Genomic DNA, 16,517 nt, shown 5'->3' with positions numbered 1-16,517 from the left:
CTGTCGTTCACCGGGTCCTATGGCGATAGCCGAAGCGGGTCGCCGCGTCCCGAACATCCCGGCGAGACCTGCGGCCGGCAATCATCAACCGATGCGACGTCGACGCCGCTGCCGGAAAGCCAGCTTCCTGAACGACCCGCCAACGCGTTATATTCTGGTCCCAGGCAGGACCACGCCGGAGCGTCCCGCCATCGCCGCCCTTCCCTACGCGCTTCTTCACCCCGAGAGAACGATAAAAATGGACCACGCGCAATATTTCAACCAAAGCTCGATCCAGGCCGCGAATCTTCGCCTGCACTATCTATCGCAGTTGCTGCGCGAGCAGACGGGCTCGATCGTCCAGTACGGCATCCTGCGCGGGTTTCCGATCGGCTTCAGTCATTGGGCGGAAGTCGCGGTCGGCGGCTATCTGCTCGGCACCTACGAGATCGCCGTTTGCGCGATCCTCGAAGCGCTCGGATCGCCTGAAAAGGTGCTGGTCGATCTCGGTGCCGCCGACGGCATTTTCGGCATCGGCCTGGTCAGGAACAACGTCTTTGCGCGCAGCCTGTGCTTCGAGATGGACGAGCAACGCCGCCACGCGATCCAGCACCGCGCCGCGGAAATGGGGCTGGCGGACCGCGTCGCCGTCTACGGCAAGGCCGATCGCAACCTGCCCGCGATCCTGTCGGAGCACGGCGGGGAGCCGGCCGGACGGGTCATCCTGTGCGATATCGAAGGCGCCGAGTTCGACCTGTTCGACGACGCGCTGCTGGAGCACCTCTCCGGCAGCCACGTCATCGTCGAAATCCACGACTTCCTGCTTGCCGACCCGGAGCAAGCCGCCCGCGCATTCGATGAATTGAGTCAGCGCGCGAGCAAGTACTTCAACGTGTACGAGATCCGCGACGGGCTGCGGGACATTCGCAACATCCCGTTGCTGCGACACTGGTCTGACTGGGACGCATGGCTGATGTGCGTCGAGGCGCGCTACCGGATGATGCGGTGGCTCTGGCTCGAGCCGAAAAGCCAGCCGCGACGCTCCGATCAGGACATCGATCGCCTGATCCTCGACTACCAGCGCCGGATCTTCGCCGTGTGACGGACGCGCGCGGCGTGTATCCGCCGCGGCGGCCGCAACGTCACGACCGGGCGCATCCGGGCGAATCGCCGCCCGCTCGAACGAACGCGCGCTGACGATGGATGTGGACGGTAGCGCCTACCCGATTGCATCGTCGCCGGACAACGCCTGCGCCATCTCCGATATCGGCCTGCTCCAGTCACCCAATGTCGCTTGCCGATACAACTGCATCGACCGGTACCACGGCGTGTCTCGATGGCAGTTGGACCAACGCTCGTCGCATGCCGCCGACAGCAGTACCCACACTGGGCGTCCGAGCGCGCCGGCGAGATGGGCAGGCCCCGTATCCACCGTGATCAACAAATCGAGCGCATCGAGGATCACGGCCGTGTCGCCGAAATCGCTCAGCTCCTCACTGATGACGCCAATGCCATGTTTATCGAGCACCGCATATTCGTCGTCGGTGATCTTGCCGAACTGCAGCGCATGGAAACGGCTCTCGGGCGCACCGAACAACGGCGCAAGTTGCGCCAGCGGGATCGATCGATAGGGTTCGTGGCGCACCGAGGTACCGCTACGCCAGATCAGGCCTATCTCGCGAACGCCGTGGCGTCGATTTTTGAAAATGTCGGCAACCCGCGCCGTCATTTCCCGTCCGGCCGGTGCCTGCAAGTACGAATCGGTGTAGCTGGGAAAGTATGGCGTCGCCTGATAGCGCACGAAGAGGTCGAAGGTGCAGATGACGCAATCACTTTGGTCGATTGCACTGCGGGCATCTTCTACGACGGTGATCCAATCCCATGCGGAAAATATCGTCGCCAGCGTGTTCGGTGCCTGCAACACGACAGCCTGTGCCCCTTCGTCCCGCAAGAGATGCAAATACCGAGAAAACATGATCACGTCGCCCAGCCCGCCCTCCTGAACGACGAGGACGCGCTTTCCCGCGACCGATTCGTCGAATCGCAGAAGCTTGCCGACGATTTTTTCGTACTCGACGGTATCGCTTCGATAGATGTTGGAAACGATACCGGCTCGGCTCCAGGTATCGCGCAGCCGTCGGCTCAGGGCGTGGGCTTCGCGAAAACGACCTTGAGCGTATTGCGAGATCGCGAGTTCGACCTGCACGATTCTGAGATCGGGCTCGTGATCAAGTTCGGCGACGGCCTGAGTCAATAGCGTTTCGGCCTGCGAAAAAAGGCCGAGATAGTTCATGTCGATGCCGATCTGCGCGCGAAAGAATGGCGCTTCGATGCGATCCGCAAGCTCCTTCGTCAATCGAATCGCTTCCTCCGCGTGGCCCGACAACCTGAGCGCGCGACCCAGCGCGAGTCCGGTGCTCGCGGATTTCTCACGAAGGTAGGCGTTGTATGCAACGTCGAGCCCGAATTGATCGCTTGTCAATTTATCCCCGCATGGAATTCCGGTGATTCGGTTTCTATATACGATCGAGTTTTATTTTGGGCGCCGTCGGCACGACGACGTATCGCGGTCGCCATTTCCGGTATCGGCCACCACCACGCGATTCACCCGTACCGGCGCGTGCGGTCGCGGGCTGCCGGAAATATGCCGATTGCGCGCGCAACCTCAATCCGCGAACGCGACAGGAAGACGGCCGGCCGTCGGCGGCATGCCGCTATGACGTCGCGGTCACTTGCCGAACCTTACACTTTGCCCGCGCGACATAAAAGCCCTCCGCCCGGGAACATTTGTCAAATAACTTGAATGACCGACAACGGGCCGACGATTTCCCTTAACATCCACCGTCATGTCGGCTCACGTCGAACACGATCGACCGATCGTCGCGCATCGGCTATCGATCGTTCTATTGGACGCCCGCCCGGCACCGCTTTCATCCGCACCCCAGGACCGATCATGTTCCAGACTCCGGGAGATTCCTTCGTCAACGGCTCGCTGCTGGGCCTGTGCATCGAGGTGCCGATTGCCGTGCTGGTTTCGCTGGCCATGCACGGTGTCGACTGGAACGGCCCGCGCGTCGCGATGCTCGTCGCCACGCCCGTGCTGATCGCGTGCGTTGCGCTGCTGACCCGTCCGGTCGCATTCAGCACGGTATGGAAGCACAAGCGCTCGCCCTTCGAGCTCGACGACAATCTCCGCGCATCGATCTACGGCCGGCTCTGCGGAATCGCGCTCGGCGTGGTATTCGGCATCATGGTCGCGACGACGTTCTCCTGATCCGGTCGCCCGAACCGTCCGACGAAACCCGCATCGCCACTGATCGGCAAGCGCTTCCCGTTTCCTCGCGCCACCCCGCCGCAGCCAGCGGATCGAACGACGTATCCCACAACGGCGCGACACGGGCCGGGCCGTTCAACACGCCGATGCGGGCAAACAGGCCCGCTCCCGCCCTACCAACGTTTCGCGGAATCGATATGCGAACGTGCGTAGCGCATCGGTTGGCCCTCGCCTAGCGGGGCGTTGTGTAAACGCATCGTCATGCGAACGACGGGTATTGCGTACATCGAACGATTTCATCGATCGATATGACCGCGGAGGTACATTTTCGTCACGCAACGTTCGTGGTCCGCGCGATGCGTTCGCCGCAGCAGGCGTGCCGGACGCGATCGCGGCGCACATGCCGGGCCGACGGCAACGCACATTACAAATCGGCCGCGCAGCGATTTACAAACCACGGATCGGCCGTTCGTCGGCGCGTTCGTCGTCAATAGCATCGTGATCCTCACAAACGTATTGATAACAACAGAGGATGGTCATGATCAAAAAAACGGTAGCGCTGGGTTTGGTTTCGATCGGTTCGGTCAGCGCGCATGCGCAGAGTTCGGTGACGTTGTACGGCGTGGTCGACGCCGGCATCGCGTATACGAACAACCAGGGCGGCGCGAGCAACATCCAGCAGACGAGCGGCAAGCTGAGCGGCAGCCGCTGGGGCCTGAAAGGCGCGGAAGATCTCGGCGGCGGCCTGCAGGCGGTCTTCACGCTGGAAAGCGGGTTCCGGCCGAGCGACGGCGGGCTCGGCCAGGGCGGCCGCCTGTTCGGCCGATCCGCGTACGTGGGTCTCGGCAAGCAAGGCCTCGGCACGCTGACGTTCGGCCGTCAGTACGAGCCGATCACCGATCTCGTCGCGCAGTACTCGGGGGCGGGATTCTGGTCACCGGCCACGCACGTGGGCGACAACGACAACATGAACCAGAGCTTCCGGCTGAACAACGCGGTGAAGTTCCGCAGCGACGCGATCGCCGGCTTCACGGCCGACCTGCTCTATGCATTCAGCAACCAGGCCAATGGCGGCGCGGGCACCGGATTCTCGAACAACAACGCGTGGGGCGCCTCGGCGAACTACGTGAACGGCCCGCTGTCGATCGGCGGCGGTTATGTGCGATTCAACCATCCGAATGCGACGTCGAATACGAGCGGCGCGGTGGGCGGCGCGACCTCGACCACCGGCAACGACTACAGCGGCGCGTTCTTCTACGGGCTGAACGGCGGCGTACTGAAGCAGCAGATCGGCGCGGCGGGCGCGAACTACGCGCTCGGCCGTACGACGCTCGGCTTCGCATGGAGCCACACGCAGCTCGACTATCTCGACGGCTCGTCGCGCAAGTTCAACAACTACGACGTGAACGCGCGCTACCAGATCACGCCGGCGGCGACGCTGATCGGCGTCTATACGTTTACCGACGGGCGCGCGAGCGGCTTGCCGGGCACGCGCGGCCAGACGCTGAAGCCGCGCTGGCACCAGTTCACGCTCGGGTTCGACTATGCGTTGTCGAAGCGCACCGATATCTACGTGTCGGCGATCTACCAGCTCGCGGCCGGCGATGCGAGCACCGCGACGTCGGGCGGCTATCGCAAGATCGCGGCGATCTCGAACATCGGCAGCGCGTCGTCGACGAACCGCCAGCTCGCGTTCGTCAGCGGGCTGCGCGTGAAGTTCTGACGGCACCTGCATCGGGCGCGGCGCGACAAGCACGATGCGCAAGGCTGCAATCGTTGTTTGCCGCGCCGCACCCGGTTGCCGAAAATGCTCGCTTCCCTGCGCGCGGCTCCCGTACGCAACATGCGTTCGACCACGACCGATTCCCCTTTTCCTCGCCGTATAGGGACGGGACGCGCCTGGCACACGTGAGAAGCCGGTTTCAGGTTGCGTGATGCATGCGCCGGGCCCGTCAGTGCTGGATGCCCCAGCGCCGCACGGTCGCGCGTTCGAGCGTATCGAACACGAGGTTCTCGATCAGCAGCCCGATCACGATGACGGCCGCCAGACCCGCGAACACGCGATCCGTATACAGCTCGTTGCGGTTCTGGAAGATGTACCAGCCGAGGCCGCCCTGCCCCGCGCTCGCGCCGAACACGAGTTCGGCCGCGATCAGCGTGCGCCATGCGAAGGCCCAGCCGACGCGCAAGCCGGACAGGACCGACGGCAGCGCGGCCGGCACGAGAATCAGCGCGATCTGGCGCAGCCCCGTGAGCCCGTAGTTGCGCCCGGCCATTTTCAGCGTGGCGGGCACGCCGGCAAAGCCGGTATACATGCTGAGCGCGAGCGGCCACAGCACCGCATGCACGAGCACGAACAGCAGGCTGCCGGTGCCGAGCCCGAACCACAGCAGCGCGATCGGCAGCAACGCGATCGACGGCAGCGGATTGAACATCGACGTGAGCATCGTCAGCAGATCGCGGCCGATGCGCGTGGATACCGCGAGCGACGTCAGCGCGAACGCCAGCAGCACGCCCAGCGCATAGCCGCGCAGCAGCACCGACATCGAGATGCCGGTCTTGACCAGCAGTTCGCCCGACTCGATGCCTTGCACGAACGCGGCCAGCGTCGCGCCGAAAGTCGGGACGAGCAGATCGTTCGCGACGATGCGCGCGACGATCTCCCATGCGGCGATCAGCACGAGCGCGATGACGCTGCGGCGAAACCACGCGGCGCCGCCGATGCGGCGCATGAGCGGCGCCGGCGCCGCGCGCTCGGCGTCGGGCAGCGCGTCGAGCGTGCGCGTGTATTCGGCGCGCACGGGCGGCAGCGGCGGCAGGAGGGGATCGAGCGTACTCACGATGCGGCGTCCTCCGTCGTCGGTGCGTGGGGTGCGTCGGTGTCGAACAGCAGGCGATGGATCCGCGCGACGTTGTCGCGGAAGTCGCCGGTGTCGATGTTCTCGAGCGAATGCTCGTGACTGTTGAGCTCCGCGCGCACGCGGCCCGGATGCGGCGACAGCAGCAGAATCCGGTTGCCGACCACGAGCGCCTCCTCGATCGAATGCGTGACGAACAGCAGCGTGAAGCGGAATTCGTCCCACAGCCGCAGCAGTTCCTCCTGCATCTTGCGGCGCGTGAGCGCGTCGAGCGCGGCGAACGGCTCGTCCATCAGCAGCACGCGCGGCTGCATCGCCAGCGCCCGTGCAATCGCGACGCGCTGTTTCATGCCGCCCGACAGCGTATGCGGATAGGCATCCGCAAACGTGCCGAGGCCGACCTTGTCGAGATAGTGCAGCGCGCGCTCGCGTGCTTCTGCGCGCGACAGCTTCGCGGCGGCGCGCAACGGAAACGCGACGTTCTCGACGACCGTCTTCCACGGCGGCAACTGGTCGAATTCCTGGAACACGACGATGCGGTCCGGCCCCGGCCCGCGTACCGGCCGGCCGTCGAGCGCGATCGAACCCGAGACGGGCTCGATGAAGCCGGCGATCGCCTTCAGCAGCGTCGACTTCCCGCACCCCGACGGGCCGAGCAGCACGAAGCGGTCGCTGCCGTACACGTCGAAGCTCACCCGATGCGTCGCGCGAACGATCCGCGCGCCGCTGCGGTATTCGAGGCTGACCTCGTCGATGGCGAGCAGGCGTTCGCTGTGCGCACCGGCGGGCGCGGCATTCGCCGCGGGCCGCCCGGCGGCGCGTGTGTCGAGCGCGGCGGATGCGGCCGGCGACGCGCCGTCGCGCGCCGCATACGGCGGCAACCAGGTTCGGGGAGAAGTGGCGTTCACGATCGAATCTCTTGCGGGCAAAGCATCAACATACGGCCGGGCGTCGTGCGGACCAACCATCGATTGCGCATATCGAAACCGCGCCGACGCATAAGCGTCGATCGCGGCGTCGCAGCATCGGCGCCGCTCAACTGCCGCCGGCCGTCGCGGGATCGTCGAAGAAGTAGTCGCGCCACGACTTCGGTTCGTTGCGGATCGCACCGGTGCGATGCATGAACTGCGCGAGCGGCAGCGTATTCTGCGGTGCGGTCTTGAACTGCACCTGCGGATTGCGCAGGATCTTCAGCAGCAGCGCGCGATCGATCTTCGACGCGTTCACGCGAATATAGGTATCGGCCGCCCGCTCCGGATCGGCCGCGATCTGTCGGGCGGCATCGGCCAGTGCGGCGACGAACGCGCGGTAGGTCTTCGGGTTGTCGTCGCGGAATTTCTCGGTCGCGTACAGCACCGTCGCGGAGCTCGGGCCGCCGAGCACGTCATACGAATTCAGCACGATATGCGCGTTCGGGTTGCCGGCGAGCTCCTGCTCCTGGAACGGCGGATTGCCGAAGTGACCGGTGATCACGTTGCTGTTCGCGAGAATCGCGGCCGTCGCGTCGGGATGGGGAATCGCCTGCGTGAGTGCGTCGAGCTTGTCGAACTGCTTGTCGCCCCACTGCTTCGCGGCCGCGTACTGCAGCACGCGCGACTGCACCGACACGCCGACCGCCGGCACCGCGATCCGGTCCTTCGCGCTCAGGTCGGCGATCGTCTTCACGTTCGGGTTGCTGCTCACGAGGTAGTACGGAAAATTGCCGAGCGACGCGACGCCCTTCACGTTCTGCCGGCCGCGCGTGCGGTCCCACACGGTCAGGAGCGGGCCGACGCCCGCGCCCGCGACGTCCACCGCGCCGGACAACAGCGCGTCGTTCACGGCCGCGCCGCCCGACAGCCGCACCCAGTCGACCTTGATGTCGAGGCCGGCCTTGCGCCCTTCCTTCTCGATCAGCTGCTGGTCGCGCGCGACGTTCAGCATCAGGTAGACGACGCCGAACTGCTCGGCGATGCGGATGCGGCCCTCCGCGTGCGCGGCTTGCGGGATCGCCGCGCCCGCGAAAGCGAGCGCGGCGGTGAGCGTGGCTGCCAGCGCGCGGCGCGCCGGCAAAAACGAAAACGACATCGGAACTCCGTTCAGGAAGGGGCGGAAATGAACGACGCGGCGCGCGGCTCAGAAAGGCGCGTCGCCTTCGATCGTCGTGCGGTACAGCTTGCGGCGCAGGTGGTCGGGCGTGCCGGCGGCGAGATGCATCAGCGAACGGTTGTCCCAGAACACCAGGTCGTGATCGCGCCATGCGTGCCGATACAGGTGTTCGGCGCGCACGCTGTGCGCGAACAATTCGTCGAGCAGCGCGCGGCTTTCGTCGTCGGGCAGCCCGACGATACGCGTCGTGAAATGCTCGCTGACGAACAGCGCCTTGCGGCCGGTTTCCGGATGCGTGCGCACGACCGGATGAACGACCGCCGCGACCTGCGCGATCTGCTCGGGCGACAGGTTGGGCCGCCACGGGCTGCGCGCCTGCAATTCCGCATAGCGCGCGAGATACGTATGCTCCGCGCGCCGCCCTTCGACCGCGCGGCGCAGATGGGCCGGCAGCGTGTCCCATGCGAGATGCATGTTCGCGAACAGCGTGTCGCCGCCTTCCGCCGGCAGCTCCTGCGCGTGCAGCAGCGAGCCGAGGCTCGGCTTTTCCTTGTACGACAGGTCGGAATGCCAGAAATGGCCGGCGTCGCCGAGCCCGATCGGTTTGCCGTTCTCGACGATGTTCGACACGATCAGCACTTCCGGGTGGCCGGCCAGCGCGAACTGGTGCAGCACGTGAATCTGCAGCGGACCGAAGCGGCGGCTGAACGCGATGTGCTCGTCCGGCGTGATGCGCTGATCGCGAAATACCAGCACGTGGTGATCGAGATGCGCACGATGGATGCGCGCGAAATCGTCGGCATCGAGCGGTTTCGACAGGTCGAGGCCGATCACTTCGGCGCCGAGCGGCGCATCGAACGGCACGATGTCGAAGTGCTGCGCCAAGCCGTCCGGCCGCGCGGCGGGATGCCCGGTGGACAGCGTTGCGGCGTCGCGGATGGCGGTAGTCGTCACGGCACGGCTCCTGATTCGGTCAAAACGCGAATCTACGAGGGCGTGCCGGCGGGCGTCAACGAAGCGATTCGGATACGTTTATCTGCTGCGGTGATAAAGATCGCTGCTCGCGCATACGGCGCCGATTCGGGCGAAATCGGCGATCGCCATCGATGGCGGGAGGGTCCGGCCGCGCAGCGCTGCGCTACGCCGCCAGCCAACTAAGGTTGTCCAGCGCCGCCCGACGCACCATAGATCTGCCCGGTCACATAGCTCGCGCGCGACGACAGCAGCTCGACATAGATCGACGCGATCTCGGCCGGTTGCCCCGGCCGCCCCATCGGCACCTGCTCGCCGAACGTCTCCACGTTGTGCGTCGTCTGTCCGCCGCTGACCTGCAACGGCGTCCAGAACGGCCCCGGCGCGACGCCGTTCACGCGGATGCCGCGCTTGATCATCTGCTTCGCGAGCCCCTTCGTGAAGTTCGCGATCGCCGCTTTCGTCATCGCGTAGTCCAGCAGGTTCGCGGACGGGTCGTACGCATTGACCGACGTCGTATTGACGATCGCCGAACCGGGCGGCATGTGCGCAATCGCGGCCCGCGTGATCCAGAACATCGCGTAAAGGTTGGTGCGCAGCGTCCAGTCGAACTGCTCCGTGCTGATGTCGAGGATCGATTCGTGGCTCTGCTGGCGAGCCGCGTTGTTCACGAGGATGTCGAGCCCGCCGAGCGCGGCAACCGCCCGCTCGACGAGCCCGTTGCACGCGCCTTCGCTGCGGATGTCGACCGGCAGTGGCACCGCCTTGCGTCCCGCGCTGCGGATCAGGTCCACGACTTCGCGCGCATCGGGCTCTTCGTCGGGCAGATAGACGATCGCGACGTCCGCGCCTTCCCGCGCACAGGCGATCGCCACCGCGCGGCCGATACCCGAGTCGCCGCCGGTGATCAGCGCCTTGCGGCCGTCGAGCCGGCCGCTGCCGCGATAGCTGCGCTCGCCGTGATCGGGACGCGGCGTCATGCGGCCCGCGAGGCCCGGCCACGGCTGGTGCTGCTGCGGAAACGGCGCATGCGGATAGAGCGTGCGCGGATCGCGCGGCGCCGTATCGCCGACGTCGGGCGGGCCGCCCGTTTGCGCGATCGTCGGCAGGGCGACGCTGGCGACCAGTCCGGCCGTCGTGCCCTGCACCCATTTGCGACGGGATTCGGAAACTTCGTCTGATGACATGATGGACTCCGGTGCGTGGATGGCGAAACGGAACGTCGCGATTCGGGCGGCGGCGCCGCTACAGCGGTCGCGGCCGGTTGCCCAAACCGTCGGGTGCGTCGTGCTCGTCCGGCCACGGCTTGCCGGCCGGATCGCGCACTTCGGTCTGGCGCGGATCGTCCGGCACGACCTTGCGCGCCTGATCGTCCGGCATCGTGTCCAGCTCGCCGCCGCCGGGCGCATGGCCGGAGCGCACGGACGATGCGCGGCCGGGTGTCGGCTTGCGCCGGTCCGGCGCGTCGGCCGCTTCGCGTGCCGGGTCGGGCGACGCGGGGTTCTTGCGTCGAGTTTCCTGGGTCATGACTCTCTCCCTGTTCGGATGGTGTCGGGCCGACCGCGCGCGGGGCGCACGGGATCCGCCATCGTGCGTGTCCCGCATGCTCGTCCCGGTACGGCCGTCGCCGGATCGCGGCCGGACACGTTTCACCGCCGGCGCCGCCTTTCGTGCGCAACCTCGCCAGTCGGCACCGCGTCGACGTCCTGCAGCGGCTCGCCGGGGATGCGGCGCTTCGCGGACTGATCGGCCGGCAAATCCTCCGTCTGCCCGGCGCGCCCGTCCACGCTGCCGCCTTCCGCATCGAGTTGCTGCTCGGCCCGCCGCCAGTATTCGTCGGCGCTGCCGTCCGGCGCGCCGTCCGCCTGCCACAGCCGGTACGCCCGCTCGCGGATCCGCGTTTCCCTGTCTTCGTTCATGCCGTTCTCCGTGTCTGCCATGGCGATCACCGATCCGGGCGCGACGGCGCCGACACCGCACCGAGCGTCGACGACATCGCGCCGTCCGCGGCCGTCGCCAGATCGCCCAGCGCGACGATGCCGACCAGCCGCTTCTGTCGGTCGACCACCGGCACGCGGCGAATCTGCGCGTCTTCCATCTTCTTTTGCACCGCCGAAACGTCGTCGTCCTCGTAACACCAGTTCGCGGGTCCGCTGACGACGCCCTCGACCGCCTCGTCCGGCGGCACGCCCATCGACACCGCGCGCACGACGATGTCGCGGTCCGTCAGCATGCCGATCAGCCGTGTGCCGTCGCACACGGGCAGCGCCCCGACGTTCAGGTCGTCCATCAGTCTGGCCGCATCGCGCAGGCTCTGTGTCGGGCCGATGGTCGCGGCGTCGCGTGTCATCACTTCCGATACACGTGTCATGTTTCGCTCCTTGGAAAGCCGCCCACGGCGGCCTCCTGCACGAGCATCGCGCGTTCCGGCCGTCGCGCGGGTCAGTCCTCCGTCGAGCAGCGCACCGACGTCAGGCCGGCCGATTCGACGATCCGCATCAGTTGCTTCAGCATCGCGTCGGCGTCGGGCGCTTCGCGCCACTGCACGAACATTTCCTCCTCGCGCACCGCGCATGCGGTCGTTTCGCTAAAACGCTTGGTCCGGCACGTGAAACCCGCGGCGCACAGTTGCTCGCCCAGTTGGGCGCGCGCAACCGACCCCAGCGGATATTCGACCGTGACCAGCGCGGTCCTGACGCGCCGCAAGCGCTGCTCGACCAACCGCAGCGGCCAGACGACCAGCAGCGCCAGCACCAGCCCGAGCGCACCGAGCGACAACTGGCCGCCGCCGATGCACAGCCCGATGACCGTCACGAACCACAGCGTCGCGGCGGTCGTGACGCCGGACACGAGGCCGTCGCGATGAAGGATCGCGCCGCCGCCGATGAAGCCCATCCCGGTCAGGATGCCGAGCGGCAACCGCATCAGGTCGAGCACCGAGAACGCGCCCTCCGGTTTGCCCGCTTGCAGCAACAGCGCATTGACCTGCAGCATCGACAGGCACGCGGCGAGACAGACGAGGATCGTCGTGCGCAGCCCGGCCGTCTTGCCGGATTCGCTGCGATCGACGCCGATCAGCCCGCCCGCGACGAGCGCCAGCAGGATCCTGACGAGAACGTCGTGCCACTGCAGTACGACCGGCATCGGTTCCATGCGCGCCTCCCATGCAAATCGTCGTGTGTCGGTGCGCGAACGCCGCCGACGACGCTCGACCGAGCAAGGACCGGACCCGCGTTCGGGGTATGGCGGCGCGTGTAGCGAGTCGGACGGAATTGTAGAAAGGGGCGTTGCGCGAGTACCGCGCCAGCGTGGCGAACGGCCGCCGTCAGCCTTGATCGCGCGACGTCGATGCCGATGACTACAGCGGCGACCCGATACCGTTCATGCGGATGCAGCACGACGCGCCGAAGAACCTCGGCATCCACGAGGCACGGATTCACTACGCGGTGTTCGGGCCGGATCTGTTCGCCGAATGATCGTGGTCCGCCGCTCGTCGCGCGGACGCCGGCGGACTCGCTGCCTCCCGCAGCCATCTTCCGGACTTCCTCGCCGGCATGGCCGGTCGAGCACGCGCGCCTTCTTCTCCGTATCCGATCAGATACGAACATCCTCTCTCCAATCATTTCACGACATTCGGTTCCCGATCGGATACGAAACGACGTCCCAAGCATCGCGATTCCCAGTTCGTTCCCGTACGAATACGAAGTGATGCCCGAGCCCGCGAGTTATGCAATACTGTTCCCGATCAGATACGAAGCACGGAGAACGTCATGTCGGAGTCCCAGCCCGTCGACACGATCGGCGCGCTCGCCCACCTCATTCGCGCGACGCGGATCCAGCAGGGATTCACGCGGGACGAACTCGCGAACGCGACCGGGCTGTCGCCGAAATTCATCAGCCAGGTGGAAGCCGGCAAGCCGACCGCGCAAATCGGCAAGGTCATGCTGCTGCTCGGCGAACTGGGTGTGCGGCTGTATGCCGAATCGTCGATCGAGATTTCCGAAGCCGCCGCGCTGAAGGCCGCGCAACGCCGCAGGAGCAGCCATGGCGGCTAGAACGCTGATCGCGTCCGCGAACGGCGTGCGCATGGGCACGCTGACCGACGACAAAGGCATCTGGTCGTTCGCGTACGACGCGAACTGGCTCGCATCGCCCGCCGCGTATCCGCTGTCGCCGGCGTTCCCGCTTCGCGCCGGCGTCTTCACCGACACGTCGACCGATCGCCCGGTCCAGTGGTTCTTCGACAACCTGCTGCCGGAGGAAGGCATGCGCACGTCGCTCGCGCGCGAGGCAAAGGTCGATGCGGCGGACGCATGGGGCCTGCTCGCGTACTTCGGCCGCGAATCGGCCGGCGCGCTGACGCTGCTGGCCGACGGCGAGCACGAAGCGGCCGGCGGCCTGCAACCGCTGCCGCTCGACGAACTCGAGCGCCGGATTCAGGCGATGCCCGAGCGCGCGCTGACGGCCACCGCGCCCAAGCGCATGTCGGCGGCCGGCGCGCAGCAGAAGCTGCTGCTGGTGCTGCGCGGCGATGCGCCCGACTACGCGCTGTTCGAGCCGGTCGGCAGCGAGCCGTCGATGCACCTGCTCAAACCCGACATGCGCGCGGCCGGCTATCCGCATTCGGCGATCAACGAGTTCTTCTGCATGCGGCTCGCGAAGAAGATGGGGCTCGACGTGCCCGACGTTCATTTCCTGCGCGCGCCGTCCGCGTGCTACGTGATCGACCGGTTCGACCGCGACGTCGCATCCGAGCCGGCCGGCCGCGTGCATACGATCGACGCGATGCAACTGCTGAACTACGACCGCGGTTTCAAATACCAGCGGGCCAATGCGCAGGAGCTTGCCCGCGCGATCGACCGCACCAGCACGCGCGCGCTGACACGCCTGTCGGTGTTCCGCTGGACCGTGTTCAACGTGGTGGTCGGCAACGCCGACGCGCACCTGAAGAACCTGTCGTTCTTCGTCGATGCGCGCGGCTACCGGCTCGCGCCGTTCTACGACATCGTCAGCACGGTCGCGTATCACACGCCGACGCACCGCCCCGACCATCGCGGCGATCACTGGCCGCACTGCGAGCTGACGATGCCGCTCGGGCATGCGACGCGGTTCGCCGATATCGACGTGGAGGCGCTGATCGCGTTCGGTCAGGCGCTCGGGCTCAGGGAGAAAGCGGCCGCCACTGAACTGCAGCGTTTTCTCGAACCGCTCGATCGTCACGTCGAGCAGACGCTCGATGACGTGCGGAACGTCGCGCATCCGGACGCCGGGGAAATGCGGTTGCTGAATTCGATCGTTGCCATGCCGATCGCGGAGATGGGGCGCGTGCTGCGGACCCCGCACGGGTAAACGGCGATGCGCGGATGGCCGGCCCACCTCGCTGAACGAATCTTTCGACACATCAGCGAAGGCATGAAATTTTAATTCACAATTTACCGCACCTTTCCCTGACGATTATCTTCCTATACTCGCCAAGCTCCCCACCAATAACAACAAACGAAATATACGCCAACCCTGAAATTTTCCCGAATAAGACTGTTCCGACCACCCCAAATGTCGACATTGACGCGGTCAATATTCCAGCCCCGGTATAAAACGAAGAGGAGGCAAAGATTTTCTTCTCAGACAGGAAGTTAATCGACTCTATGACATATCTGCTGACGAGGTAAACGCAAACCGCACCAGATAGTCCATATGCAATGCAATTTGCAACCAGATTCGGCTTTGACACGGCAATCAAAATTATACCAAATACACACGCAACAGCATTGATTTTTATTATCTTGACAATGCCACTCTCAGGACTATTCATCATGATCAACGCGGCCTCAACAATTTGATAATGAAAGAGACGGAAGCGGATATATCCATATATCCGCTTCGCCTTCCTCAAGTCATATTAGGGGCCGTTTTTACCCGTGATGGCTTTCCACATGCCATCCGGGATATTTCCGCCAATATAGCCGCCCAATGCCGCTCCTGCTCCCGGGCCATATATCGCACCCAAGCCGGCTCCGATAACTGCACCTCCAACAGTACCCACACCAGGAACAACTGATCCTATACATGCCCCTAGTGCGCCGCCTGCTTCTGCACCACCGACTCGGCCAGCGAGCCATCCGACAGCGGAACCGACCAGCGCTCCCTCTCCTGCCGCCCCGGAAACAGCTGCGATTTCTTCTTTAGTAAGCTCTGCGAACATTACATGTCACCTCGCTTGATTGAACTAAAAATTGGCGGTGCTGATCCTGCGATAAGGATCAGCCCGGCAATTCTATCCCTGCCCCCACTAAATGCAAATGATTCGTATTTGCATTTAGTGGGGGGATCACGTCTCAGTTGGATGCCTGGCGGATTGCTCGCGCATCCGGCAGACACTCGATACGCGTGCCGATGCACATCCGATGGCACGATGCTTGCCGGTTGATGGACGGATCGACCATCTATCCCGGTTCGGCGACCACGGTCGCGGCGGTGCCGGGTTCTGGCGCGGTAATCGTCCGCGAGCGCTTCACCTCGCTTTCGGTCGGGCTCTGGTCGATTTTGATCATCGCCGCGGCCGATCTGTCACAGATGGTCCTTGGGTCGCCAAGCTCCCATGTCACGGAGGTATCTGCACTACATCTATCGGGATAAGTATTCTTATCACAATAGCTTCATTAACCCATCAAACCTGCATTTGCGAAAACGCCCCGCTTGCGACGAGGCGTCCACCGGTTCACCGCCCGATCGGCAAGCCGGTCGGCTCGATCCAGCCGAGCTTGTACGCGATCAGCAGCGACAGAAACAGCGTGACCGACAACCCGACGCGCGCGGCGAGCGACCACGCCATCCGCTTGGACTTGCCGCGATCGTGATTCATGAAGTACAGCGCGAAGATCAGGCTCGCGATGATCATCGCGAATGCCACAGAGACCAGCAGGGTTTTCATTGCCGTTGCCTTTGAAGTTCCGAATCGGCCCGAATCAGTTCGGCCAGTTTGTGCCGCTCGTCGGCGACGCCGCCGACGCCCGACGCCGGCCAGTCCAGCGCGACGCCGTTGCCGAGCGAATCGCGCACGAGTGCCTGGTAGCGCCGGTCGTTGATCGTGCCGTGCGCCATCGTGTCGGAGATCTCGCGCCGGAACGGCAGCGGGAAACTCGCGTACGCGCGCGACAGCGCCGCGTATTGTCTCGCATCGATCTCTTTCGACGATGGTATGACGGTCCAGATCACCACGGCGACGATGGCCGTGAACGGAATCGCCGTGTAGCGAAGGATGAACTTGATCGGGGTCATGAAGCGGTGAGCAGAAGTGATCGCAAGCGCGCGCCGCGCTGCGCTGCGGCGAAACGGCCAGCCGGCGG

At 65.2% G+C, this 16,517-nt stretch carries 18 protein-coding genes and 1 pseudogene; 6 read left to right on the top strand and 13 right to left on the bottom strand.

Going from position 1 to position 16,517, the window contains the following annotated elements; genetic code table 11:
• The first annotated feature begins 91 nt into the window (after positions 1-91).
• On the top strand, positions 92-1,081 hold the full coding sequence (locus tag WS95_RS28115) for a hypothetical protein (protein ID WP_257139961.1): 990 nt from the start codon (positions 92-94) through the stop codon (positions 1,079-1,081).
• A 117-nt stretch (positions 1,082-1,198) separates the two neighbouring features.
• Here WS95_RS28115 and WS95_RS28110 read toward each other — a convergent pair whose 3' ends face one another.
• Positions 1,199-2,461, bottom strand: coding sequence for a glycosyltransferase family 9 protein (locus tag WS95_RS28110; RefSeq protein ID WP_059827281.1), 1,263 nt, complete (start codon positions 2,459-2,461; stop codon positions 1,199-1,201).
• Between the two features lie 321 nt (positions 2,462-2,782).
• Between WS95_RS28110 and WS95_RS28105 the strand changes: the two genes are divergently transcribed.
• Positions 2,783-3,253: a hypothetical protein gene (locus WS95_RS28105; protein ID WP_257139960.1), complete on the top strand. Its 471-nt coding sequence runs from the start codon at positions 2,783-2,785 to the stop codon at positions 3,251-3,253.
• A 538-nt stretch (positions 3,254-3,791) separates the two neighbouring features.
• Complete coding sequence (locus WS95_RS28100) at positions 3,792-4,976, top strand: porin (protein WP_059827507.1); 1,185 nt, start codon at positions 3,792-3,794, stop codon at positions 4,974-4,976.
• A 229-nt stretch (positions 4,977-5,205) separates the two neighbouring features.
• Here the strand turns inward: WS95_RS28100 and WS95_RS28095 are convergent, their stop codons facing one another.
• The 9 genes from WS95_RS28095 to WS95_RS28055 form a co-directional block, all read right to left on the bottom strand.
• Positions 5,206-6,093: an ABC transporter permease gene (locus WS95_RS28095; protein WP_034209168.1), complete on the bottom strand. Its 888-nt coding sequence runs from the start codon at positions 6,091-6,093 to the stop codon at positions 5,206-5,208.
• Positions 6,090-7,079 (bottom strand): ABC transporter ATP-binding protein, encoded by a 990-nt coding sequence (locus tag WS95_RS28090; RefSeq protein ID WP_059827278.1) that lies wholly within the window; start codon positions 7,077-7,079, stop codon positions 6,090-6,092. The genes WS95_RS28095 and WS95_RS28090 overlap by 4 nt, the downstream gene beginning before the upstream one ends.
• 67 nt (positions 7,080-7,146) lie before the next feature.
• Positions 7,147-8,178: an ABC transporter substrate-binding protein gene (locus WS95_RS28085; protein ID WP_059794265.1), complete on the bottom strand. Its 1,032-nt coding sequence runs from the start codon at positions 8,176-8,178 to the stop codon at positions 7,147-7,149.
• A gap of 48 nt (positions 8,179-8,226) precedes the next feature.
• Positions 8,227-9,153 (bottom strand): TauD/TfdA dioxygenase family protein, encoded by a 927-nt coding sequence (locus tag WS95_RS28080; RefSeq protein WP_034209171.1) that lies wholly within the window; start codon positions 9,151-9,153, stop codon positions 8,227-8,229.
• A gap of 200 nt (positions 9,154-9,353) precedes the next feature.
• The gene (locus tag WS95_RS28075; RefSeq protein WP_034209172.1) at positions 9,354-10,358 is read right to left on the bottom strand and encodes an SDR family oxidoreductase; all 1,005 of its coding nucleotides are present in this window, start codon (positions 10,356-10,358) and stop codon (positions 9,354-9,356) included.
• 58 nt (positions 10,359-10,416) lie between these two features.
• Positions 10,417-10,698, bottom strand: a complete 282-nt coding sequence (locus WS95_RS28070) for a hypothetical protein (protein ID WP_059827276.1) — start codon at positions 10,696-10,698, stop codon at positions 10,417-10,419.
• A 122-nt stretch (positions 10,699-10,820) separates the two neighbouring features.
• Positions 10,821-11,090 carry a DUF2934 domain-containing protein gene (locus WS95_RS28065; protein ID WP_179950239.1) on the bottom strand — a complete coding sequence of 90 codons (270 nt, stop codon included), beginning with the start codon at positions 11,088-11,090 and terminating at the stop codon, positions 10,821-10,823.
• A gap of 26 nt (positions 11,091-11,116) precedes the next feature.
• Complete coding sequence (locus WS95_RS28060; protein ID WP_034209175.1) at positions 11,117-11,542, bottom strand: CBS domain-containing protein; 426 nt, start codon at positions 11,540-11,542, stop codon at positions 11,117-11,119.
• Positions 11,543-11,613: 71 nt separating this feature from the next.
• Positions 11,614-12,324 carry an MgtC/SapB family protein gene (locus WS95_RS28055; RefSeq protein ID WP_034209176.1) on the bottom strand — a complete coding sequence of 237 codons (711 nt, stop codon included), beginning with the start codon at positions 12,322-12,324 and terminating at the stop codon, positions 11,614-11,616.
• Between the two features lie 194 nt (positions 12,325-12,518).
• Between WS95_RS28055 and WS95_RS35505 the strand changes: the two are divergent.
• The 3 genes and pseudogenes from WS95_RS35505 to WS95_RS28045 all read left to right on the top strand — a co-directional run.
• A pseudogene (locus WS95_RS35505) lies at positions 12,519-12,647 on the top strand (nitric oxide dioxygenase); the annotation flags it as partial.
• Positions 12,648-12,941: 294 nt separating this feature from the next.
• On the top strand, positions 12,942-13,226 hold the full coding sequence (locus WS95_RS28050; RefSeq protein WP_059827274.1) for a helix-turn-helix domain-containing protein: 285 nt from the start codon (positions 12,942-12,944) through the stop codon (positions 13,224-13,226).
• Positions 13,216-14,520: a HipA domain-containing protein gene (locus tag WS95_RS28045; RefSeq protein ID WP_059827271.1), complete on the top strand. Its 1,305-nt coding sequence runs from the start codon at positions 13,216-13,218 to the stop codon at positions 14,518-14,520. The genes WS95_RS28050 and WS95_RS28045 overlap by 11 nt, the downstream gene beginning before the upstream one ends.
• Before the next feature lie 76 nt (positions 14,521-14,596).
• On the opposite strand, the gene WS95_RS35190 is transcribed toward WS95_RS28045, so the two are convergent.
• The 3 genes from WS95_RS35190 to WS95_RS36060 form a co-directional block, all read right to left on the bottom strand.
• Positions 14,597-14,986: a hypothetical protein gene (locus WS95_RS35190; protein WP_156444597.1), complete on the bottom strand. Its 390-nt coding sequence runs from the start codon at positions 14,984-14,986 to the stop codon at positions 14,597-14,599.
• Between the two features lie 903 nt (positions 14,987-15,889).
• On the bottom strand, positions 15,890-16,102 hold the full coding sequence (locus WS95_RS28040; protein WP_006489184.1) for a twin transmembrane helix small protein: 213 nt from the start codon (positions 16,100-16,102) through the stop codon (positions 15,890-15,892).
• Positions 16,099-16,449, bottom strand: a complete 351-nt coding sequence (locus WS95_RS36060; RefSeq protein ID WP_034209179.1) for a hypothetical protein — start codon at positions 16,447-16,449, stop codon at positions 16,099-16,101. The genes WS95_RS28040 and WS95_RS36060 overlap by 4 nt, the downstream gene beginning before the upstream one ends.
• Positions 16,450-16,517 lie beyond the last annotated feature (68 nt).

This window comes from Burkholderia sp. MSMB1826 (genome assembly GCF_001526325.1).
In the GTDB taxonomy this organism is placed as follows: domain Bacteria; phylum Pseudomonadota; class Gammaproteobacteria; order Burkholderiales; family Burkholderiaceae; genus Burkholderia.
Note: the sequence above shows the minus strand (reverse complement) of the source record. Positions and strands in the feature narration are given on the sequence as shown.

Bases quoted from the DNA above. Each gene is read 5' to 3' on its own strand.
- WS95_RS28115 (WP_257139961.1), top strand. From the start codon at position 92: ATGCGACGTCGACGCCGCTGCCGGAAAGCCAGCTTCCTGAACGACCCG.
- WS95_RS28105 (WP_257139960.1), top strand. From the start codon at position 2,783: ATGACCGACAACGGGCCGACGATTTCCCTTAACATCCACCGTCATGTC.
- WS95_RS28100 (WP_059827507.1), top strand. From the start codon at position 3,792: ATGATCAAAAAAACGGTAGCGCTGGGTTTGGTTTCGATCGGTTCGGTC.
- WS95_RS28090 (WP_059827278.1), bottom strand. From the start codon at position 7,079: ATGGTTGGTCCGCACGACGCCCGGCCGTATGTTGATGCTTTGCCCGCA.
- WS95_RS28085 (WP_059794265.1), bottom strand. From the start codon at position 8,178: ATGTCGTTTTCGTTTTTGCCGGCGCGCCGCGCGCTGGCAGCCACGCTC.
- WS95_RS28075 (WP_034209172.1), bottom strand. From the start codon at position 10,358: ATGTCATCAGACGAAGTTTCCGAATCCCGTCGCAAATGGGTGCAGGGC.
- WS95_RS28070 (WP_059827276.1), bottom strand. From the start codon at position 10,698: ATGACCCAGGAAACTCGACGCAAGAACCCCGCGTCGCCCGACCCGGCA.
- WS95_RS28065 (WP_179950239.1), bottom strand. From the start codon at position 11,090: ATGAACGAAGACAGGGAAACGCGGATCCGCGAGCGGGCGTACCGGCTG.
- WS95_RS28060 (WP_034209175.1), bottom strand. From the start codon at position 11,542: ATGACACGTGTATCGGAAGTGATGACACGCGACGCCGCGACCATCGGC.
- WS95_RS28055 (WP_034209176.1), bottom strand. From the start codon at position 12,324: ATGGAACCGATGCCGGTCGTACTGCAGTGGCACGACGTTCTCGTCAGG.
- WS95_RS28050 (WP_059827274.1), top strand. From the start codon at position 12,942: ATGTCGGAGTCCCAGCCCGTCGACACGATCGGCGCGCTCGCCCACCTC.
- WS95_RS28045 (WP_059827271.1), top strand. From the start codon at position 13,216: ATGGCGGCTAGAACGCTGATCGCGTCCGCGAACGGCGTGCGCATGGGC.
- WS95_RS35190 (WP_156444597.1), bottom strand. From the start codon at position 14,986: ATGATGAATAGTCCTGAGAGTGGCATTGTCAAGATAATAAAAATCAAT.
- WS95_RS28040 (WP_006489184.1), bottom strand. From the start codon at position 16,102: ATGAAAACCCTGCTGGTCTCTGTGGCATTCGCGATGATCATCGCGAGC.
- WS95_RS36060 (WP_034209179.1), bottom strand. From the start codon at position 16,449: ATGACCCCGATCAAGTTCATCCTTCGCTACACGGCGATTCCGTTCACG.